Origin of the sequence: Pseudoxanthomonas sp. CCNWLY206-1 (assembly GCF_039710385.1) — a bacterium.
Lineage (GTDB): Bacteria > Pseudomonadota > Gammaproteobacteria > Xanthomonadales > Xanthomonadaceae > Pseudoxanthomonas_A.
The window spans coordinates 20,020-40,056 of sequence record NZ_JBDKXI010000002.1 but is presented as its reverse complement, the minus strand read 5'-3'; the positions used below and the strand labels follow the sequence as shown (position 1 = coordinate 40,056).

General features: G+C 60.8%; 20 protein-coding genes. 11 read left to right on the top strand and 9 right to left on the bottom strand.

Going from position 1 to position 20,037, the window contains the following annotated elements; genetic code table 11:
* Positions 1–24 precede the first annotated feature (24 nt).
* Positions 25–939, bottom strand: a complete 915-nt coding sequence (locus tag AADW18_RS04370; protein ID WP_337342155.1) for a glycosyltransferase family A protein — start codon at positions 937–939, stop codon at positions 25–27.
* Here AADW18_RS04370 and AADW18_RS04365 point away from each other — a divergent pair.
* Positions 938–1,957 (top strand): polysaccharide deacetylase family protein, encoded by a 1,020-nt coding sequence (locus AADW18_RS04365; RefSeq protein ID WP_337342154.1) that lies wholly within the window; start codon positions 938–940, stop codon positions 1,955–1,957. The two genes, AADW18_RS04370 and AADW18_RS04365, sit on opposite strands and share 2 nt — an antisense overlap.
* A gap of 162 nt (positions 1,958–2,119) precedes the next feature.
* Here AADW18_RS04365 and AADW18_RS04360 read toward each other — a convergent pair whose 3' ends face one another.
* Genes AADW18_RS04360 through AADW18_RS04345 form a run of 4 tightly spaced genes read right to left on the bottom strand, consistent with a single transcriptional unit; the run spans position 2,120 to position 5,957 of the window.
* Positions 2,120–3,166, bottom strand: coding sequence for a hypothetical protein (locus tag AADW18_RS04360; protein ID WP_337342153.1), 1,047 nt, complete (start codon positions 3,164–3,166; stop codon positions 2,120–2,122).
* A 4-nt stretch (positions 3,167–3,170) separates the two neighbouring features.
* Positions 3,171–4,151 (bottom strand): NAD(+) synthase, encoded by a 981-nt coding sequence (gene nadE / locus AADW18_RS04355; RefSeq protein ID WP_337342152.1) that lies wholly within the window; start codon positions 4,149–4,151, stop codon positions 3,171–3,173.
* Positions 4,148–5,695: a class I adenylate-forming enzyme family protein gene (locus AADW18_RS04350; protein ID WP_337342151.1), complete on the bottom strand. Its 1,548-nt coding sequence runs from the start codon at positions 5,693–5,695 to the stop codon at positions 4,148–4,150. Before AADW18_RS04350 ends, nadE begins: the two co-directional genes overlap by 4 nt.
* A 13-nt stretch (positions 5,696–5,708) precedes the next feature.
* Entirely contained in the window at positions 5,709–5,957 is a 249-nt protein-coding gene (locus AADW18_RS04345; protein ID WP_337342150.1) for an acyl carrier protein, read from the bottom strand.
* Between the two features lie 198 nt (positions 5,958–6,155).
* Here AADW18_RS04345 and AADW18_RS04340 point away from each other — a divergent pair, with 198 nt between their 5' ends.
* Positions 6,156–7,358, top strand: a complete 1,203-nt coding sequence (locus tag AADW18_RS04340) for a PQQ-dependent sugar dehydrogenase (RefSeq protein WP_337342149.1) — start codon at positions 6,156–6,158, stop codon at positions 7,356–7,358.
* 192 nt (positions 7,359–7,550) lie between these two features.
* Here the strand turns inward: AADW18_RS04340 and AADW18_RS04335 are convergent, their stop codons facing one another.
* From AADW18_RS04335 to AADW18_RS04325, 3 genes are all read right to left on the bottom strand, one after another.
* Positions 7,551–8,501 carry a class I SAM-dependent methyltransferase gene (locus AADW18_RS04335; RefSeq protein WP_337342148.1) on the bottom strand — a complete coding sequence of 317 codons (951 nt, stop codon included), beginning with the start codon at positions 8,499–8,501 and terminating at the stop codon, positions 7,551–7,553.
* Between the two features lie 34 nt (positions 8,502–8,535).
* On the bottom strand, positions 8,536–10,530 hold the full coding sequence (gene asnB / locus AADW18_RS04330; protein ID WP_337342147.1) for an asparagine synthase (glutamine-hydrolyzing): 1,995 nt from the start codon (positions 10,528–10,530) through the stop codon (positions 8,536–8,538).
* A gap of 119 nt (positions 10,531–10,649) precedes the next feature.
* Positions 10,650–11,828, bottom strand: a complete 1,179-nt coding sequence (locus AADW18_RS04325) for a glycosyltransferase (protein WP_337342146.1) — start codon at positions 11,826–11,828, stop codon at positions 10,650–10,652.
* 82 nt (positions 11,829–11,910) lie between these two features.
* On the opposite strand from AADW18_RS04325, the gene AADW18_RS04320 reads away from it, so the two are divergent.
* From AADW18_RS04320 to AADW18_RS04280, 9 genes are all read left to right on the top strand, one after another.
* A complete protein-coding gene (locus AADW18_RS04320; RefSeq protein ID WP_337342145.1) occupies positions 11,911–13,008 on the top strand; it encodes an acyltransferase in 1,098 nt (365 codons plus the stop codon).
* Positions 12,998–14,497: an oligosaccharide flippase family protein gene (locus AADW18_RS04315; protein WP_337342144.1), complete on the top strand. Its 1,500-nt coding sequence runs from the start codon at positions 12,998–13,000 to the stop codon at positions 14,495–14,497. The genes AADW18_RS04320 and AADW18_RS04315 overlap by 11 nt, the downstream gene beginning before the upstream one ends.
* Positions 14,490–15,119, top strand: a complete 630-nt coding sequence (locus AADW18_RS04310; RefSeq protein ID WP_337342143.1) for a GNAT family N-acetyltransferase — start codon at positions 14,490–14,492, stop codon at positions 15,117–15,119. The genes AADW18_RS04315 and AADW18_RS04310 overlap by 8 nt, the downstream gene beginning before the upstream one ends.
* A 217-nt stretch (positions 15,120–15,336) precedes the next feature.
* A complete protein-coding gene (locus tag AADW18_RS04305) occupies positions 15,337–15,786 on the top strand; it encodes a hypothetical protein (protein WP_337342142.1) in 450 nt (149 codons plus the stop codon).
* Positions 15,776–16,255, top strand: a complete 480-nt coding sequence (locus AADW18_RS04300; protein ID WP_337342141.1) for a hypothetical protein — start codon at positions 15,776–15,778, stop codon at positions 16,253–16,255. The genes AADW18_RS04305 and AADW18_RS04300 overlap by 11 nt, the downstream gene beginning before the upstream one ends.
* 353 nt (positions 16,256–16,608) lie before the next feature.
* The gene (locus AADW18_RS04295; protein ID WP_337342140.1) at positions 16,609–17,532 is read left to right on the top strand and encodes an RHS repeat-associated core domain-containing protein; all 924 of its coding nucleotides are present in this window, start codon (positions 16,609–16,611) and stop codon (positions 17,530–17,532) included.
* A gap of 2 nt (positions 17,533–17,534) precedes the next feature.
* Complete coding sequence (locus AADW18_RS04290; protein WP_337342139.1) at positions 17,535–17,852, top strand: hypothetical protein; 318 nt, start codon at positions 17,535–17,537, stop codon at positions 17,850–17,852.
* An 82-nt stretch (positions 17,853–17,934) separates the two neighbouring features.
* Positions 17,935–18,306, top strand: a complete 372-nt coding sequence (locus tag AADW18_RS04285; protein ID WP_337342138.1) for a hypothetical protein — start codon at positions 17,935–17,937, stop codon at positions 18,304–18,306.
* 87 nt (positions 18,307–18,393) lie between these two features.
* Positions 18,394–18,753: a hypothetical protein gene (locus tag AADW18_RS04280; RefSeq protein WP_337342137.1), complete on the top strand. Its 360-nt coding sequence runs from the start codon at positions 18,394–18,396 to the stop codon at positions 18,751–18,753.
* 180 nt (positions 18,754–18,933) lie between these two features.
* On the opposite strand, the gene AADW18_RS04275 is transcribed toward AADW18_RS04280, so the two are convergent.
* Positions 18,934–20,037 carry a GNAT family N-acetyltransferase gene (locus tag AADW18_RS04275; protein WP_337342136.1) on the bottom strand — a complete coding sequence of 368 codons (1,104 nt, stop codon included), beginning with the start codon at positions 20,035–20,037 and terminating at the stop codon, positions 18,934–18,936.

Below are 20,037 nucleotides of genomic sequence, written 5' to 3'. Positions count from 1 at the left end.
ATGGCAGGTTCTATCGCCGGCAGATTATCCCGGCAGCAGTCCGCGTACCGCACGGCGCAGGCCGAAGGGAATCAGCTGCAGCAGGTCTCGTCGCAGCGTGGCATCCGGCGTAAGCCGCCACGCCTGCGTCGCCAGCCGATAACCCTCGCGCCAGCGCTTCTGGATCAACAGGCCGCGCGCGTTGCGCGCATAGGTCGCCGCCAGCGCGCGATCCAGCTCCGCGGCATCCACTTTGCCGCGTGCGTTTTCGACCGCGCGCTCGACCACGCGGACATAGTCGTCATAGGTGCTGGACTCGGCGGACAGTCCGTCGTGCCCTCGCATGGCCCGCACCAGTGGCGCCTCTACCACGCCGATCTGCCAGCGATGCGCGACGCGCAGATGGAAGTCGATATCTTCGGCCGTGCGCAGGTGCTCGTCGAAACCTCCGACGTCCTCGAAGACTTCCCGGCGAAGAATCGCCGACGCGGGCGCCAATGCCGGGTTGCGGATGATCCAGCGCAGAGCCCAGCCATCTTCGCGGATCACTTCGCGGCGATGAAAGATATCGATGACCTGCCGTTGCGCGTCGATGCGCTCGACGTCGCACAGCACCATGCCGAAATCGGGGTGCGCCTCCATCCACTCGATCTGGCGCGCAGTCTTTTCAGGCAGCCATTCGTCGTCGCTGTCCAACAGCGCGAAATATCCGCCTTGCGCGATCGACATGCCGTGATTGCGTGCGGCGGAAACGCCGGCGTTGGACTGGTAGACGTATCGGATACGCGCGCCGTAGCGTTCATGCAACAGCTCTCCGGTACCGTCGGTCGAACCATCGTCGATCACGACGATTTCTTCGACGCTCCGCGTCTGGGCCAGCACCGATTCGATGGCCCGTATCACCAGGTCCCGCCGGTTGTAGGTGGGTATAATCGCCGAAACTTCGATCGCTGACGCCATGCTGAAGGATCTCTCCAAGAAGCTGCTTTATGTCAGCGGTCTACTGGGCCTGTACCACCGCTTCCGCAACGCGGACAGTCTAACCGTGGTGATGTTCCACCGCACGCTGAAGCCGGAAGATCCCCGCTGGCACAGCTGCGATCCCGATTACACCCTGGCCACCGGATGGCTGGCGGAGTCGCTGGCCTTCTTCAAGCACCACTACAACGTAGTGTCGCTGGCGCAGGTACTGGCATCGCGCCGCAGCGGCACCGCGCTGCCGCCGCGCGCTTTGTTGATTACCTTCGATGACGGCTGGGCGGACAATGCCGACTACGCGCTCCCGGAACTCAAGCGCGCCGGGCTGCCCGCGCTGATGTTCGTGGTGGCCGATGCCGTAGGCACGACGCAGCCGTTCTTCCAGGAGCGCCTGATCGCAGCGTGGCGGCGCAATACGCTGCGCGTCGCCGATCTGGCGGCGGCGCTGCAGCCACACCTGACGACGGCATGGGCACCCGTCGACGAGTCGATCGGCAGTTTGCGCGAAGCCATCACCCTGCTCGAACAACTGCCGGCGACACAACGCGAAACCGTGCTCGCACCTTTCATGGCCGCTTTCGACGACGGTCTTCGCCATATGGTCGATATCAGCGAACTGCAGCAGTTGGAAGCCGGCGGCGTAGCGCTTGGGTTGCATGGCAAGACGCATACGCCGATGACCCTGGCGCCGGATCTGGATGCGGAACTGACCGGCGCCCGCACCGCATTGGGGAATCTGCTGGGACGGGCACCCAGCGCTGAATCCATGTCGTTCCCGCATGGCGCGTTCACACCTGCGATCGCACGGCAGGCTCATGACGCAGGTTACGAACTGATATTCACCAGCGTGCCGGTGTTGAATCCGGTGGCGCCTCAGGTGGGCTGGTTGCTGGGCAGGACGGGCTTTGAAACTGACAGCGTCGTGGACCGGCGCGGTCGCTTCCGCCCGGATTGGCTAGCGCTATATCTGTTCCGGCGCGAGGCGCGGCGGTTGGCCTGAGCGATTTGGCTGTTAGCTTTTCCTTCTCCCCTCGGGAGAAGGTGGCGCGCAGCGACGGATGAGGGAGTGCAGTGTCCGCATGTAGAAAGCTTTGATAGCGGGTCATTGCCATTCCCTCATCCGCCCTCCGGGCACCTTCTCCCGAAGGGAGAAGGGCAAGCACTATTCGTCTTCATCAGCTGAGGTAAGAAACATCTCAGCACCTTCATGTTGCTGTTCGCCGCTCCACCGCCCGAAAACCGGCCGGCGACCGCGCGCGACGAAACCGCAGGCGCTCCAGTTCGCAATCACTGGTGCCGTGCCTGCGATTTCCACCGATACAGACGCATAACCCGCTGTCCGCGCTGCAGCGAGCAGCGCAAGCACATACGCCTGATCGCCAGCGGCACCGTTCCGAGACCAGAAATCGCGAATGTGCAAAGTGGCGCCTTCCTCTTGTGTCGCGAACCAGGCGAACAGGCTCTCGCCGTTGGATGCGGAGATCAGCAGATAGCGCGTGCGCGCCAGCGGAGATTCGTCGAATCGCCATTTGACATGCCGGCTGTCCCGGATTGCGACCAAGCCTTGCTCAGGCGCTGATTCCGCCCACAAAGCGTCCATTCTTGGATCGGCATGGTCGCGCCATTCGCTGCGCAAAGATGCGCCGCTGAGGCGCCGCCAGCCGTCACGCAGGGCTACGGCGAAATCCGCGGCTACGCCCAGTGGCAGCGCCAGCCAAGCCGGCATGCGCTCGCGAAAGTAGCGACGGTGCCGCAGGACACGTGCGTAGCGCACGGCTTCAGTCAGTTTGCTGTAGCCGATGCGCTTGAATACCGCGGCGGCCTTCGGATTGGGAAAGCCATATAGCAAATCCACCTGGCGTGCACCGGCTTCGATCAGGCCCTGTTGGAGAATCAGCGCAGGGCCGAGCGAACGATGTTCCGGCAGCACGGCCAGATCGACCAGCACGCCCGCGGCGATGTCGCGGCCCTGCCAGCGCATCCGTCGGCGACCGGCGCAGGCGGTGCCCACCCAATCGCCGCTGGCATGGCGAAGCAACTGCAGCAAGGGCGGGCCATGCGGGCAGGAGAGATAGAACCAGTCGTACTTGGCTGCCATCCGGTCCTGCTGCCCCAGATTGCCACGCCATATCGCCTGCACCGTCTCGCGCTCGCGCAATGCATCGCCGGCATGCACGACATATTGTGGTGGCGGAGACAGCGTGGTCACCGGATCACTCCAGTTCCGCGACTTCTGTTATGAGGACCGGAGGCAGGTGCAGATAGCGCGTGGTCCGGCGCTTGTTGCGGATGTCGTCGTACACGGCCTGTGCTTGAGCTTCACTGATGCCCAAGTCGATGGCCAGGTTGGCGGCTGGCACGTCGTGGTTGAGCGACCACAGCGCCAGGTCCATCTGCTGGTAAGGCAGCGCGAAATAGAACTCGTCCTGGCCTTGGCTGAGGCTGTAGGTGTCGGTGGTGGGAATGGCGGCGCAGACGCGCTCAGGCAAGCCGAGAAAACGTGCCATGCCGTATACCTGCGATTTGTACAGGTGCGCGATGGGCTTGACGTCAGCCGAGCCGTCGCCATTTTTGACGAAGAAACCCTGGTCGTACTCGACGCGGTTGGGTGTGCCGACAACCGCATAGTTCAAGCGGTCGGCGTGGAAATATTCCAGCGTCTTGCGGATGCGTTGCTTGAAGTTGGTGGCGGCGACGATGGTCAGATAATCGGCCAGCGCCAGCTCGCGCTCGTGGCGCGCGCCATCCAGAGATTCGGCGATCAGGCGAAACCGGTTGATACGTCCTTCGGTGCCGCCGTCGATAACGATCTTGAACTTCCAGCCTTCGCCGTATTCGGGCAACGCGTTGCGTACCGCGGCATCGCGGTGGCGGTAGCAGCCAATGGCGGCCAGCGCCGGTGCGATGTCCACGGTTTCAGTGCGCACGCCCAGGTGTTGCGCCAGGATGTGGGCACGCGCGGCGCTGTCGTCGGAGGAATCCTGCTCAGGCAGGATCAGCGTGAATACCCGGTCCGGTCCCAGCGCTCGTACTGCCAGCGCGGCGCTGACCGAGCTGTCGATACCGCCGGAAATGGCGACCACCAACCCGCGCCTGTGCAGCTGCCGCGCGGTTATTTCGCGCAGGCGCTCCGCAATGCGGTCGGCCTCCTGTTGATAATCGATATCGAGGACGTTGCGTTCTAGTACGGTCATGGGATGGTCTCTAGTTCCATAAGTTGGACGCGTCTGACCTTGCCCGAAGCAGTGCGGGGCAGGGCGTCGACGAAGGCGATGTGGCGGGGAATCTTGTAGGGCGCCAAGCGCGCACGGCAATGCGCCTTGATACGGTCTTCGGCGCGTGGCGGAATGTCATCGGCCACCACGAACGCCTTGATCACCTGGCCAAGAATGGCATCGTCCACACCCACCACCGCCACTTCGCGGATAAAAGGCATCTCGGCGATGACTTCTTCCACGTCGGTGGGATGCACGCGATGTGCGCCGGTCTTGATCATGTCGTTGCGCCGGCCATGCAGGAACAGGTATCCGTCCGCATCCAGCCGGCCGATATCGCCGGTATGCAGCCAGCCATCACGCAGCACGGCGGCGGTCGCCTCGGGATTGTTCCAATAGCCCAGCATCACGCTCGGGCCGCGGACCCAGACTTCGCCGTCGTGGCCCGGCGCAGCGTCGCTGCCGTCTTCGCACTGGATCTTCCAGGAAACCCCTTGCACCGGGACGCCTACCGAGCCCAGCTTTTCGTCCAGTCGCTCGGGCGGAAGCCAACTGATCCGCGAGGTCGCTTCCGTCTGGCCGTACATGACGAACAAGCGCGGCTGCGGCAGCGCCGTGCGCAACTTCTGTGTCAGCGCGGGCGACATCGCACCGCCGGCCTGGGTCAGATAACGCAACGAAGACAGGTTGTAGTCGCCTAACGCGACATGTTCCAACAGCAGCGCATAAGTCGAAGGCACGCCGGAAAATCCAGTGGCGCGTTCACGCCCCAAAGCTTCCAGCACCAGGTGCGGAAATAGCAGATTCGGTGCCAGCACCACGCACGCGCCGCTCATCAGGTGCGTGTGCAATACCGATGCGCCATACGCGTAGTAGAACGGCAGCACGCTCAGTACGCGGTCGTCAGCATTCAAGCCTAGATAGGCGACTACCGCTTCGGCATTGGCCAGCAGATTGGCGTGGCTTAGCGCCACGCCTTTCGGCGCACCGGTGGTGCCGGAGGTGTAGAGGATCAGTGCGGCCGCGGAGGGATCGTCGACCCGCGGTGGTTCCGCAGTGTCGTTGTACGAAGGGCAGAGCGGCTGCGCATCGGCGGCGGCCGTGGCGGCGGTAGAGTTGCCCAGTTGTTCCAGCGCCAGCTCGGCGTCGCGGTGTCCTTGTTCGTACACCACGTGGCGTGCATTGCAGTGACGCAACCAGGGAAGGAAATCGCGCGCGCGCGCCTGAACGTTCAGTGGCACTGCGATGCCGCCAGCCAGCCAGGTGCCATAACAGGCCACCGCGGCTTCGATGCGGTTGGGCAGCAGGATGGCGACGCGGTCGCCTGCCTGCAAACCTTGGTCGCGCAAATGAGCGGCGAATCCCTGCGCGTACGCCCACAACTGCGAGTAATCGATGCGGCGTTCGCCATCGACCATCGCAATGCGGCCAGGCGTTTCCCGTGCGACGCGGGCGACATGCTCCGACAGCGTGCGCTCCGGCAGCGTGCTTTTCTGCAGGGTGCTTTTCTGCAGTGTGTTCACGTGGATTCCAGCGTCAGCCGGCGAGCTTGCGGCTGACGAATTCGTCGACGGTCTGGATCGAATCGAAATTCGCCGGAACCATCTCGTCAGGCACGATGCTGAGCTTGAACTCTTCTTCCAGGAAGAAAATCAGCTCATGGATGCCGGTGGAGTCGATGATGCCGCCGCTGATCAGCGAATCCTGATCGGCAATGGCGGACTCGTCCTCCGAAAACAGGAAATTTTCCAGAATGAATTTCTTGATTTGCCGCCGTTGCTGCATGGTGAGCCCCTGAATTTATCTGTCTTACTAGTCTTCAGAAACGCGGCTTGAGGCACTTTCCGGCCAGCGGCCGGTGCGGTCGGACCGGTGAGCCGGCACTCACCGCGGCTGTGCGATATCCACGAATGGTTCTGCGCTGGTCGGGGTCAGGCCGGTGCTAACATCCGCGTCACCAAGGCACGGGATGGGGATCGGGTCATGCGGTGTTTGGCTGTGGTTGTTCTGCTGGGGCTGTCGGCTTGCCGCGGCGGCGAATCCGGGCCTGTGCCGGTCGTCGCGCCACAGGCGGTGCGAGACCTGGCACCGGAATCCTATGTGTCGGAAAAAGGCGGCTACGCCGTCACCGAGCTTGTCACCGGCTTGGCTCATCCCTGGGGCCTGGCGTTCCTGCCCGACGGCGGAATGCTGGTGACGGAACGCCCCGGCCGACTGCGCCGTATAGGCGCGGACGGCCAGGTCTCCACGCCGATCACCGGATTGCCGGACATCTTCGTCGATGGCCAGGCCGGCCTGCTGGATGTCGCACTGCCGCCGGATTTCAGCGCGGATCCCTGGGTCTATCTGTCGTTCGCCGAACCCAACTTCCGCGGTAACAAGGCCGGCACTGCCGTCGTGCGTGGACGCCTGCAAGGCGACGCGTTGCAGGACGTGGAAGTGATCTATCGCCAGGAACCCAAACTGTCCCACGGCACCCATGTCGGTTCGCGACTCGTGTTCGACGGCAGCGGACATCTGTTCGTCACCCAGGGCGACAATCGTGTCGCTGCCGCGGCCGCGCAGGAGCTCGATAAATTGCAGGGCAAGCTGGTGCGAATACTGCCCGACGGCGAAATCCCGCAGGACAATCCATTCGTTGGCCGAGAAAACGCGCGCCCGGAAATCTGGTCCTATGGCCACCGCAACATGCAGGGCGCCGCATTGCATCCGCAGACCGGTCAACTGTGGGCCAGCGAGCACGGGCCCATGGGTGGCGATGAGTTGAACCTGCCGCAAGCCGGTGCCAACTACGGCTGGCCGGTGGTGACCCATGGCGTCGACTACAGCGGCAAGCCGGTCCCCGGTTCAGTGGGCAAGACCGCTCCTGGCATGGTGCCGCCGCATCATGTCTGGGCCAAGTCGCCGGCGCTGAGCGGCATGGCGTTCTATACCGGTGATTTGTTCCCACAGTGGCGCGGGAATCTCTTTCTCGGCGCGCTTGCATCCAGTGAATTGATCCGGCTGGAATTGGACGGCGACAAGATCGTTCACGAGGAACGCCTGCTCGGCCAGCGTCAGCAGCGCATCCGCGATGTGCGGCAGGGCCCGGATGGTGCGCTTTACGTATTGGTCGATGCACCGGATGGCAAGTTGTTGAAGATCACCCCGGCGACACAACCGGACGGGATGCGGCCCGCACCTTAGAACTCTCGCGTTGCGCCTGTCCTTCTCCCTCCGGGAGAAGGTGCTCGGAGGGCGGATGAGGGAATGGCAACGACTCGCTAGTGGAACTCGTTACAAGCGGACACTGCATTCCCTCATCCGTCGCTGCGCGCCACCTTCTCCCGGAGGGAGAAGGGAACAGCCTTCATCTGCGGCCAGTGACATGGTCATCTGCTACGACGCGGCGCTCTCCTGAGATTTCCGCTTCCGCGCAATGAAATCCACGCTGGTAATGCAAAGCTTCTCCGCGGGAACCGACGCGAACTGCGGATGCACCGGCATTTCCGCCAGTTCCCGCAAGCGTTGCGGCCGGGCGGTGGAGGTGTCCAGCAATATCTCATAGCCCATCGCCGCGGCGCGTTCGACAAACTCATGCGCGCGCATGCGGTTCTGATACAGGAAAGCGTTGTTCCAGTATTTCCACTGGCGATCCGAATAGCGCAGATAGTTCAGCTGATGGATGCTGCGATCCACATAGGCGTAGTGGTCGCCGCAATTGACCGAGTGGAACATCAGCCCGCCCGGCGCCAGGATGCGTTGGGACTCGCGATACATGGCATCGATGACTTGGGGTGGCACATGCTCCAGCACGCTGTTGGAGAAGACGACGTCTACTTCGCCTTCGTCCAATGCCGTGCGGGTGGCGTCGGCCGGGGCTCGATAATGCACCACACCTTCGGTAGCGTGCTCCAGGTCCTGACCTTCGGCAATGGCGGACTGCAAGCGCGCGTATCGGGCGCGCACATCGGTTTCCTCCGCGCCGCTGGTCTGCGCGATCAACTCCAGCGAACGTTCCAGGCCGGCGATGCAGGCGCGCAACAGGTTGGGTTGAAGATGGCGATTGAGATCGTAGGTGGTGATTCGCCGCGCACCGGCGAGATAGCAGGCGAGCGGAAAAGTGGGATACCAGCCGGTGCCGATTTCGAACAGGCGGCTGCCTTCGATGCGAAGACCGGTCTGTCGCAAATGGCCGACCATGATCTTCCAGTCGTCCACTTTCATGGACAACTCTCGCTCGAAGTTGCTCAGGCCACCGAACCTGCGTTGCAGACGATAGTGCAGGGCAGTGCCACCCGGCATCACGCCCAAGACTTTCTGAACCGTACCTTTGATTCGCCAATGCATATGCGCTGGAAGTCCCGATCTGGAGGTGGAAAGGTCAGGTCGCGGATACTGCGGCCGGTGCAGGGGTCTGCAGCAGCGGCTCGCGCGCCGTGGGGGCTGCCTGGATTTGCTGGTGGACCAGCATGGTCGACAGCACACCGACGAAAGCCTGGTTGTCGGCAAAGCCCGTGCTGCGGCCCTGGCGGCATTTCTCGAACAATCGGTTCACCGCTGCCGGGTCGAAATAACCGGCAGCGTGGATGCTGTCCGCACTCATCAGGTCGGCCACATAATCCAACGGCTTTCCATCGAAGAAAAAGCTCTGGCTATCCGGCGCGCGATAAGGCTGCTTGGTTCGGTTCACGATTTCGTCGGGCAGCAGATCGGCCAGCGCGCGGCGCAGCAGGTATTTCTCGGTCATGCCGCGGATCTTGAAACTGGGCGGCAGGCGATTGGCGAATTCGATGACGCGATGATCCAGGAAAGGAAATCGCGCTTCGATCGAATTGGCCATCGCCACACGGTCGCCCTGCGAGGACAGCAGATAACCCGCCAGCAGCGACTTGGCTTCCACATACTGATCGCGCGCCAGACCGCTCCAGCGATGGATATCCGGCGGTAGCGTTTGTTCGTACGCGTCCAACGGGTTCCACGCGGTGGCGGTGGCACGCAGATCGGAAGACAGCAGCGACAGTGCACGTTGCGACGTGGTCCAGCGCGGCACGTGCGCGAAGATCGGCCGATGCAGGTGCTCCATGCCCTGACCGAAGAACGACTGAGCGAACGCCGGATTGCTGACGGGCGAATTGCGAAGATAGCCATACAGCCGTTCCAGTAATCGCGGCCGCAACTTCGAGTCCGGCTGGCGCGCCCAGAAGCGGCGGATCTTGGCTTCCTTGAAAAGGTCGTAGCCGCCGAACACTTCATCGGCGCCTTCGCCCGTCAGTACCACTTTGTAACCGTGCTGGCGCACGCTGCCGGCCAGCAACATCAGCGGTACCGGCGCGGTGCGCAGGACCGGCGTTTCGGTGTGGCGGATCAGCCGCGGAAACGCTTCGCCAATATCGCGTCGCGTGCAGCGCAGCGTGGTGTGGTCGGTGCCCAGGTGCCGCACCATCGTCTGCTGATATTCGCTTTCGTCGTACTCGCCGTCTTCGAACGCTACCGAGAACGTGCGCACCGGCGTATCGGTGAAACGGCGGATCAGCGCGACGATGCCGGAAGAATCCAGCCCTCCACTGAGGTACGCACCCACCGGCACATCGGCGCGCAACTGCAGGCGCACCGCGTCCACCAGTAGTTCGCGCAGTTCACCCGTGGCCTGTTCGACGGTGAGCGGATAACGCGATGGCGAAGTTTCTTCCGCGGGCGGAAACGTCCAATCCCAATACGACTTCAGCTGCTGCCGACCATCGCGTTCGACCGTCAGCACATGTCCTGGCGGCAGGCTCTGCACGCCTTCGTACAACGTATCCGGGTCCACCGCCGACCAATAGGTCAGCGTCTGCATCAGCGCACGCGGATTCAAGCGTGCGCATTCGGGCAGCACCGCCAGTAGCGCTTTTACTTCGGAACCAAACCAGGTGCGCCCGCGGCTGCGCGTATAGAACAGCGGCCGGATACCGGCGCGATCGCGTGCCAGCAGCAATCGTTGGCGCCTGCTGTCCCACAAGGCGATGGCGAACTGTCCGTTGAGGTGCTGCACGAAATCGTCGCCGTAGCGGTCGTACAGGTGGACGATGACTTCGGTGTCCGATTGCGTGTAGAAGCGGTGGCCGGCGGCTTCAAGATCCTTGCGCAGCTCCACGTAGTTGAAGATTTCGCCATTGAATACGGTCCACACCGTGCGGCTCGGGTTGTGGATGGGCTGGTCGCCGGTGGCCAGATCGATGATCGACAGCCGCGCGTGGGCCAGGCCGACGCCGGGTTCGGCGTGGTAGCCGTAGCCGTCCGGCCCGCGATGGGCAAGCGAATGAATCATCCGCTCCAGCAAGGGGCGTGTGATGCCGGTGACGACATCGGGTCCGCTGAAGCCTGCAATTCCGCACATCGGTCGAGTCGCTCCTGGCGTGATCGTCGAGAGTAATTAGTGCATTTGTTTCAGTTGTTTACGGGAAGACTGAGGATCAGAGGCCAGGATCATCCGTTAGCGCCTAAAAAACAAATGCTCTAGCTTGCGAACACGGAGCCGGCGGCGCGTGATTCGGCCAAGGCTTCTTCGCATGCGGTGTACGTGTCCTGCGCCACTTGGCGCCAATCGCGGGAGAAGCGGCGCGCCAGCGCGCTTTCATCCCAGTCGCGATCCAGCGCCTGCGCAAGACCCGTCGCCAACGCCTGCGGGTCGCGTGCAGGCACCAGCAGTCCGCAGGTTTCATCCACGACTTCGGGAATCCCGCCCACCGGCGTCGACACCACCGGGCGACCGCAAGCCAGCGCTTCGACCAGCACATTGGGGTGGCCTTCCGAATAGCTGGGCAAGGTCACCAGGTTGGACGCGCTCATCCACCGTGCGACGTCTGCCGGCGGCTGCGCGCCAGCCAACGTCACTCGCAAAGACGGGTCCGCGGCGATGGCGGCGGACAATTCGGCTTGCAGTGGACCTTCACCCACCAGCGCCAACCGCAGACGAGGCCGCGCGGCGGACAACTCGCGTGTTGCTTGAAGCAGTTCGCGCAAACCTTTTTCCGGCACCAGGCGGCCGACATAGACGATGAGCTCATCGTCGACCGAAATACCCAGCGATGCCCGCGCATCCGCGCGGTCGGCCGGGTGGAAGATGGCCGCATCGCAGCCATTGGGAATGGCACGGATGCGTGCCGCATCGGCGCCGTAGCCGCGCACGGCCACGCGGCCCAAGTCCTCGCTTACCACCAGCAGGCGCTGCGCGGCATGCAGCACCGGGCGGGTGAGGCGGCGACTGATGGCGTCGCGCACCCGCAGGTCCGACCCGCGTGCGCCCACCACCAGCGGTATGCCTGCCTGGCGCGCGCCCAGCATCGCGCCGTAGGCATCCGGATAAAGCCAATAGGACAACACCAGGTCGGGTGCGAAATCGCGCAGCGCCGGGGCGATGGCTCGCCCACACAACCAGCCATTGAACGGACGCGACAACGCCGGCAACGCCGGGTAGCGCACGTATTCGACTTCGCAGCCAGGCACCGACTGCTGCGGGTCAGAAGGCCTGAACAAATAACTGCGCGGCTGCGCCCAGCGTGGATACGTGGCGACGGGGCTGACCACTTTGACGGTGGCCAGGCGCGCCAGCTCTCGGATCGTCTGGTACACAGGGCGGCCGCGGTTGGGTTCCCCGGCGATGGGGAATTGCGAAGTGACGATCAACAGGCGCATGCGCGGTTTCCTTCGGGCTGGCCGATATCGCGCGTAAGCAGCGTTATCTGGAGCATGCAGTCGAGTTGGTAGAGGGCAGAAGATGCATCACGGAACGTCGCCTTCCTCGCGTGTGGTGGAACTGGATGCCTTGCGGGGTATCGCCGCCCTGGCCGTGGTGGCTTACCACTACACAACGCGGTATACGGAGGAGATAGGCCACCTGGGCGGGTCGTTGCCCAGTCTGCTGGCCGGCAAGTACGGCGTGCATCTGTTCTTCCTGATCAGTGGCTTCGTCATCTTCATGACGCTGGAGCGCGCGCGCAGCGCCATGGACTTCGTGGTCTCGCGCTTCTCCCGCCTGTTTCCTGGCTATTGGGTGGCATTGACGATCACCGCATTGGTGGTCTACAGCGTCGGCTTGCCCCAGCAGGCATTGCCGTGGCCGGACCTGTTGCTCAACCTCACCATGGTGCAGGACATCCTGGGCGCCGAGCACCTGGATGGCTCCTACTGGACACTCCAGGTGGAATTGTTCTTCTACGTGCAGATGCTGTTCTGGTTCCTGGTCGGCCAGCTCAAGCGCATTCACTGGATAATCGCGGGCTGGCTGTTTCTGTCGGTTCTCAATGGCGTGGTGACGCATCGCGGCGGCCACCTTCCTTACCTGGTCCGGGAACTGCTGATCCTGCGCCACATTCCCTTCTTCGCGCTGGGCATCTTGTTCTTCCGCCTGCGTTCCTATTCACAGGAGCGGCGTTTGAACCTGGCAATGATCGCGCTGTGCCTGTTGGCGATCGCAATAGCCGAGCAGCCAATATTCCTGTTGGTGGCTACGGTCTCCTGCTCCATTTTCACGCTGTTCGTGCTGGGTCGCCTTCGCTTTCTCAATATGCGGTTATTCGTTTTCCTGGGCGGCATTTCTTATTCGCTGTACCTGATCCATCAGGCCATTGGCTTCAGCGTGATCTATCGGCTGGAACACGCCGGCGTATCCAGCTTGATTGCCTGCCTATTGGCGGCCGGCGCGTCGATGGGGCTGGCGGTGCTGCTGAGCTATGGCGTGGAAAAACCCGCCATGCGCTGGATCCGATCGAACTGGCAGCGCCGGGGAAAGCCAGATTGGCAAGTGCGGGAGCACAACCAGCGCGCCCATGCGTCGCATGCGGCATGCAATGCGGAGCATCGGTTTGACGGATAAGCAGAAGATTGTTTCCGCGGCGGCATGGAGTATCGGTGCTGGTCTTCTCGGCCGCGGAGTCGGACTGATCGGCACGCTGCTGATCGCACGGCATCTGAGCCCTGGCATCGTCGCCGAAGTGACGGTGGCGACGATCATTGCCTTGACCGGCAATTGGATCTCCGCCTGGGGCTGCGGGCAGTACGTCATCGTGCGTGGTGGCGAGGGCAGGGAGGCTATCTTCGGCGCCAGCGTGTTCTATCTGGTATTCGGCATGGTGGTGATCGCCGGACTCTGGTGGATGGCGCCGACGCTGGCGGCCTGGTTCAGTACGCCGCGACTGGTCGAATATCTACCGGGTGCACTGCTGGGCATCGGCATCCGCCGCCTGGGCGCCATACCGGACAAACTGCTCGCTCGCGAATTGCGCTTCACTCGCATCGCCTTGGCCACCGCTCTCGGCGATGTGGCCTATGCATTGGTCGCGGTAACGCTGGTCAGTACAACGCAACTGGGCGGACAGGCGATGATCCTGGGATTCATCGCGCAGTCCAGCGTGATTGCCGCCATCACCATCGCGGGTACCGGTTGGCGCAGCTGGCTGACGCCGGTGATGATCAGCGCGGCGCGGTTTCGCGACATCTTTCGCTTCGGCGCGCCAATCACCGGCGAGATCACCCTGAGCGAAGGCGCACGCTACTGGGACAAACCGCTGGTGCTGCGCTTGCTGGGCGCAGAAAATGCTGGCGCCTACGGCATGGCGTTCAATCTGGCGCAATTGCCCGCGATCTATGTCGGCGGACATATTGGAACAGTGATGATGCCGGCGATCGTCCGTGCTCAACCAGTCGAGCGCGCGCCGTTGATCGTGCGTGCGCTGGGATTGACCGCCGTGGTGCTGTTCCCGATGGCGTTCGGTCTTTCCGCCTGCGCGTCGACCTTGGTCGCTGCGTTGCTACCGCCAGAGTGGTCGCAGGTGGCGCCGCTACTCAGCGTGCTGGCCGCGGTATCGGTACTGGCACCGGCAAGTTTCATGCTGGCTTCATTTCTGGGCGCATTGGGCGAAAACGGCACGGCGCTGCGTATCGAACTGCTCACCGTGCTGGTACTGATAGGAGCGCTTGCGCTGCTGTCGCGCTGGGGCGTGGTGGCGGCCTCCATCGCTGTGGGCATCGCGCTGGTCGTGCAACTCGCCTTATCGATAAGTGCCTGTCGCCGGCATGGCTTGCATCTGCATGGAGTGGGCGCCCCGCTGTTGCGAGTAACGGCCGCGTGCGCGGTGATGGTCGCCGGCGTACTACTGCTGCGGACAACAGTGAGCGCTTGGCAGGACTGGCCGGTGCTTCGGCTGGTATGCGAGATCGCCCTGGGCGCCGCGTTGTATCCTGCCGCGCTGGCCTTCCTGGGAAATGGTTTGCTGCAAGATGTCCTGCGCCTACTCAGCGCTTCCGGGAAAGCGGAACTTTCGCAGGGAAAATTAGTTGCTTCCACAGGTGCATCGAATGATTGAGCTCAATAGCATCGTCCTGCTGAGCCGCATCCGTGGCGTCATGCCGACCAAAGCGCTGGCGGAAGGACAACGCTTTATCGAACTGCGGGTGGAAGATGCGGAACGAATCTCCCAAACCGACCGTCGCTTCGGCCGCCGCGGCGACATGGCCCGCATCCTGCGCCGCTTCCAACATGGTTTGCGCTATTTCGCTATTGAGGAAAACGAAGGTCTTATCGGCTGGTTCTGGGTAGCACACGCTGTCCCGCGCTATCTGGACGAGATGCGTTGGATGATCAGCCTGGATAACAGCCAGGCATGGGCACGCGATGCTTTCGTGGCGCCCGCACATCGTGGACAAAGACTGATCGCCGCCTTGATGGAACACGCCTCCACCGTCGATAGCGGCCCCCAGCAATTCCTGTCCGACGTTGACTCCTACAACTACCCCTCATTGCGCGCGCACGAGAAAATGGGATTCCGCAGAATCGCAACCGTGCGTTCGCTGTCCATAGGCAAGCGATTCCTGCTACGCAGCCGCCCGCCAGAAGGCTTCCCTTCACCACAAGCATTGCGTCCGACAGAACGCGTGTTGTGGATGGATCCGGAAGAATGCGCATGGCATCGCGGGATGATCGCTTGAGCCCGCAGGCAAGCGCGGCCAGCTCCCCGTAGAGCGGAGCTCGCTCCGCTGCTCTCCGCATGATAATCAAGTAAGCAGCCGGCCCCTAAGGGATGTAACAAGCTCGGTTCTACTTGCTCGCTTTCCATAGGTAAGCGATTCCTGATGCGGACGCGCCTGCCAGCAAACTTTCCAGATCAAATGGACCGAAAGAGACGGTGTCTCCGAAACGATCTGGATGGCGCAGGTATATGCATTTACTTGCTGCACTTCCCACAGCGCAGTGCTCGTGGATCTAACTATGGTGGAGTTTGGTCAGCTGATGGACTATGAGGTGGCACACACGAGAATGCGGAGTGATCTGAGGGGAGGGTATGAAAATCTTCCCGCGCGCGAAACGCTTTGGGAAGCCCGTTACGGCGACTCCCTGTTCTTCGGTGCATTTGGAGGAGTAAGTTACAGGGTCTCCAGTTCTTCCGGAGCCTCGATTGGGCCTTTCAAAGGTGGTGATTTTAACTACATCAAGCAAGGCATAATTTTTAGTGCCTCAGGTGACAGAATATCGGAGATGAGAGCCGTGATTGGCATATGGAATGTATCTGGTGCAGGAACGTTAAGTAACTTGCTGCAGCGTCTGTTCTTTGCAGAGATTGGCTATCACTACAATGAGTTGCGTAATGGTGACTAGTGGATACGGGTATGCCTCTATAAAGACGGTGGCATTAGTAGCTATGCTTTCTCTGAGTGGATGTAAGGCGGTTGAATGCGGAAAATACTACCGATTAGCTTCCGATGGAGAAAGTTACCTTGCGGTGCGTGAGTGGGCTGATCGCGAGGTTTTTGGTCGAAGTTTCACCGAAAGCGATCTTCGAAGCGGAAGTTTGATTGGGCCTGGTAGGAGAGCCATTTCAAGAAAAATTGGGATGAATCTTCCTGAGGAATTGGTCGGTTCAGAGGTGCGTATCCTTGGTCAAGACTGGGAGAATCCGGACGCTATATTCATTGGGAAAGTGCGCTTCCAGGGAATTGTCGTTACAAGAAATGGGATGAGCGAGTCTCTTGCTGCCGTCGGTCTTTCACCAAAGCTTCTAGACTCTGCGAAAGAGCGCATTGCTGTGATGTGCTATCAGGAGAGCGAAAATATGTCTGAGAAGTAGCCTGTGAGATGCAGTAAACCACAGGTGTATCGCATCTTTTGCGCAGAAAAAACAGGGGGCAGAGTCTGAGGTATCTCCACGTTTTTCATGGTGAGATCAACCATTTGTTGGCGATCCGACTGGAACGCAGTGCGCGCCCGGGGAAATGGGTTTTCGCAAGGTCGCCGCCGTATGCTCGCTTTCTTTAGGCAGGCGCTTCCTGCTGCGGACGCGCCCGCCAGAAAGCTTTCCCTCACCGCAAGCGATTCGCCCAGCCCGTATGATGCGGTAAGCCGTAGGCGCACCGCACCGCACCGCACCGCACCGCACCGCATCGTTCGCGCTGCGCTCACCACACCCTACAACGCGACCTATTGCGTTCGACCTCCTGGAGCGAAGAACAGCGGAGCAAGCTCCGCTCTCGGGCCTGCAATGTTGCCGGTTGTGCGGCCTATAGCGCAGCCAGCGTAGCCTGGGTGGCGCAGGCGCAGACCACGGTGGAGTACATCCATGCCGATGCGCTGGGCAGTCCGGTGGCGGTGACCAACCAAGCGGGTCAGGTGATCGAGCGGCTTGATTACGAACCGTATGGGGCCATCATTGGCCAGCCCAACTATGGTGGTATTGGGTTTACCGGGCATGTGCAGGACGCGGCGACTGGGCTGACGTATATGCAGCAGCGTTACTACGATCCCGGCGTTGGAATGATGCTGAGCGTCGATCCTGTCACAGCATTGAGCAGCCGGGTTGGCTACTTTCATCGTTATCGATACGCTGCCAACAACCCCTATAAATTCACTGATCCGGATGGGCGTTGCTACACGAGTACCGGCGAGTGCATGACCTCAGAGGAATTCGATCAGGCTTGGAGTGGTGAAGGGATTCGAGTGTTGCGAACAGGAGTTGCGCCTGTTGATAGCGTTCTGTCATTCAAAGATGCTGTTCGAGACCGGGATAAAACAGGTGTCGCATTGGCCGTCGTTGGCATTCTGCCTGGAGGAAGATTTGCAAGTTTCGGGAAATTTCTAAAAGGTTCTGAGTTTGGTAAATCGATTGCAGGAAGTTTGATAAAGACATCACGTCAATATCAAGGACAGTCGATCTACAAAGTTACGGAAAAGATTGAGAATTCAATTCTCAAGAAGGGTGATCAGTTGTACATGGACGCAAAGCACAAAGATCATATTGAGGTATTTGATAGCACTGGAAAAGCGAAAGCTGTTCTTAATATGGATGGAACAACGAACGTAAAAAAGACCGAGGCGGCAATTGAGGCTGGTCGTAGACTTAAGGATTGAATATGAGTGAAAAATTATCATCTGCATTTGACCTAGTGCGGGAAATGGCTGCCTCGTCTGGTAAGTACACTGCCGACGAGATGAATGAGATCGCTAAAAGTTGTGCGTCGGCAGACGCTGAGTTGTTTGAGGACTTCGGCAGGTTCGACGAGGCCATAAAAATGGTCGAGCTGGCTTTAGTTTCCGGAGATGAAGATCGCTTAGTCAGCTCGCTGATTAATCTACGTTTAGCTAGCATGGCTATTTCTACTGATTGGAACAATCTTACGGATTCTATATCTCAGCTTTTTGAGAAACGAGCTATTCGTAAGGCTACGTAGCCAGCGTAGCCTGGGTAAGCGAAGCGCACCCAGGGCTTTCCAAGCTGGATTCCAACATCATTTCACAAGTTGAAGCATGGCGATGTCCCGCAAAGTGACTACTACTAAGGGGTTCGCAGCGATTAAGAAGATATTTGCCGTTCTCGCGTTACAGATCCCTATGCTTGCAATCGCGGGAACGTGCGATCCAGCCGGTTGTACAGGGAAGGTGAAAAACCTCTATCCGCATGGAGGAACCGGGCACGGATACATAGAGATGGACGCGGACAACAAGTCCGCGCTCAACTGTACCTTGTTTCAAGGGGCATTCATTGTACTGAAAGAAAGCAACAAGCGGCACGCTGAAATTTACTCGATGCTTCTAACGGCGTCCGTTATGGGAAAGGATGTCCGTGTAAGAGTTATTGAAGGCACGCCTGACTGCGAGTTGATTTATACGATGCTTAGTTCGTGATCTGACCGCGGCGGTGCTCGCCGGCGGCGGTGCGTTCTTGGCTTCCTGAAGGTTCCCTAGGCATGACAGTCCACAAAAGAGAGGCGAATGAAAGCTGACCACGGAACGGCAAGAAGATACTCGCTCATTGCCGGAGCTTTTCTTGTCTGCGGCATTCTGGCCGCGGAAGCATTAGCTGCGGAGACTGGAGCAGTGACAATTAAGAGAATACGTACCGGCTGGGCTTCGGATACTTTTGCGATTGAGACGGACGAAGAAATTTTGAATCCAGCTGGCTGTTCCATGCCTGATGGTTATATTTCCGATACGAGCCATCCTGGCTATAGGACCTATTACGCGGCTGTGTTGATGGCGTTTTCATCCGGTAAGCCTGTCAACGTGATCGTCAGCAACACCGAGTGTTATTCAGGTCGGCCGAAAATAATGGGTGTCTATGTGGCGAAGTGAGCGTTCAAGCGGCGCACGTAGAGCGGAGCTTGCTCCGCTGTTCTTTCTTTGGCGTAAACGTTCGTTTCCTTTAAGCAGTTGCGAACGAAGAGCAGCGGAGCAAGCTCCGCTCTACGTGAAGCAAGGCAACATGGAGCAAGAGCAGCCGAGCAAGCTCGGCTCTACGAGATGCTCTCGCGGTCAGCTGGCGTCGCGTTCCAATCTGTAAGCCAGCGGCCGCAGGAACCTTGCAGCCGTCATCGCATGGCTGCCTAGCTGCGTTGTGGTCAACACACCCGTCAACATCGTTTCGCGGTCGGGCAGCATGTTGGCGAGATAGGAATCCTGCTGCGCTTGGCTGTCGAAGGTGTTGGCGTGCGGCCATAGGGTGGGCATTTGTTCGAACAGGAGTAGTTCGTTCAAGCGGCCGGGGCTGGCGGCGGCGTAGCCGTGGTGCCAGCCGGTCTTGAAGCCATTCAATGTCCCGCCGAGCAGCAGATTGCTGCTGGATGCGATGACTTCTCCGCCGCAGAGGATCTCGGCGAATACGGCGCCGCCGGTTTGGCGGAAGCGTTCCATCATTTCCTGGAAGAAGCGGGTGTGTGCCTGCGAGCTGAGCATGGAGCTGCCGGCGTCGCCTTTCCAACCGTCGTGTTCCAGTTCCAGGTGTGTCTGTGTGGCGCGGCCGTTGGCTTGTGGGCCTTGCAGGATGCGGAAGGTGGTTTCGCCCCGGCCTTGCAGACGCCGATGACGGCGGCGCAGGTCTTTCACCACGGCCGAGGGAAGGCGCTTCACGACTTCCTGCCGCGTGTTCAAGCGCAGGACCGGGCGGTGGAAGCGGTGGCGTTCGAACCAGCGTCCACCCGTCGTGCGAAGTTGCCGACGCATGGCTTCCATCACCAGGCAATCGGCCATCACGTTGTGGAAAGCCAGTGCATGCCGGCGAGGTTTGTCGTTGTGTAGAAAGCGCAGCAGTGCCTCGGCGACGGCAACCGATTCTCCTGGCAGATGCAGCAGGCCGGAACGGAACGAATGAGCGCAGCGATAACTGCGCAGATGCGGCACCGGTATGAAGAGGTTCGCACGCTCCGGGGTAAAGCAGCCCACGCCGATGAGTTCGCCTGACCGGTATATCGATGCGATCCACGGCGTGTGCTCGGGCGTCAGCCAGCGCGCGGCGGGTAATACGAACTCCGGCGCGGAGAACGGATTAGGCTTTTCGGCCTTGCGCGCGAGTTCGCTCCAGGACGCGATGGCGGCTTCGTCCAGATCGGCAAGTGGCTGCCACTTCAGGCTAAGGCTCAC

Excerpts from the sequence above, each read along its gene's own strand:
- AADW18_RS04280 (WP_337342137.1), top strand. The coding sequence starts at position 18,394 with ATGAAAGCTGACCACGGAACGGCAAGAAGATACTCGCTCATTGCCGGA.
- AADW18_RS04345 (WP_337342150.1), bottom strand. The coding sequence starts at position 5,957 with ATGCAGCAACGGCGGCAAATCAAGAAATTCATTCTGGAAAATTTCCTG.
- AADW18_RS04285 (WP_337342138.1), top strand. The coding sequence starts at position 17,935 with ATGTCCCGCAAAGTGACTACTACTAAGGGGTTCGCAGCGATTAAGAAG.
- AADW18_RS04310 (WP_337342143.1), top strand. The coding sequence starts at position 14,490 with ATGATTGAGCTCAATAGCATCGTCCTGCTGAGCCGCATCCGTGGCGTC.
- AADW18_RS04370 (WP_337342155.1), bottom strand. The coding sequence starts at position 939 with ATGGCGTCAGCGATCGAAGTTTCGGCGATTATACCCACCTACAACCGG.
- AADW18_RS04340 (WP_337342149.1), top strand. The coding sequence starts at position 6,156 with ATGCGGTGTTTGGCTGTGGTTGTTCTGCTGGGGCTGTCGGCTTGCCGC.
- AADW18_RS04300 (WP_337342141.1), top strand. The coding sequence starts at position 15,776 with ATGGTGACTAGTGGATACGGGTATGCCTCTATAAAGACGGTGGCATTA.
- AADW18_RS04325 (WP_337342146.1), bottom strand. The coding sequence starts at position 11,828 with ATGCGCCTGTTGATCGTCACTTCGCAATTCCCCATCGCCGGGGAACCC.
- AADW18_RS04290 (WP_337342139.1), top strand. The coding sequence starts at position 17,535 with ATGAGTGAAAAATTATCATCTGCATTTGACCTAGTGCGGGAAATGGCT.
- AADW18_RS04365 (WP_337342154.1), top strand. The coding sequence starts at position 938 with ATGCTGAAGGATCTCTCCAAGAAGCTGCTTTATGTCAGCGGTCTACTG.
- nadE (WP_337342152.1), bottom strand. The coding sequence starts at position 4,151 with ATGACCGTACTAGAACGCAACGTCCTCGATATCGATTATCAACAGGAG.
- AADW18_RS04320 (WP_337342145.1), top strand. The coding sequence starts at position 11,911 with ATGCATCACGGAACGTCGCCTTCCTCGCGTGTGGTGGAACTGGATGCC.
- AADW18_RS04305 (WP_337342142.1), top strand. The coding sequence starts at position 15,337 with ATGGCGCAGGTATATGCATTTACTTGCTGCACTTCCCACAGCGCAGTG.
- asnB (WP_337342147.1), bottom strand. The coding sequence starts at position 10,530 with ATGTGCGGAATTGCAGGCTTCAGCGGACCCGATGTCGTCACCGGCATC.
- AADW18_RS04335 (WP_337342148.1), bottom strand. The coding sequence starts at position 8,501 with ATGCATTGGCGAATCAAAGGTACGGTTCAGAAAGTCTTGGGCGTGATG.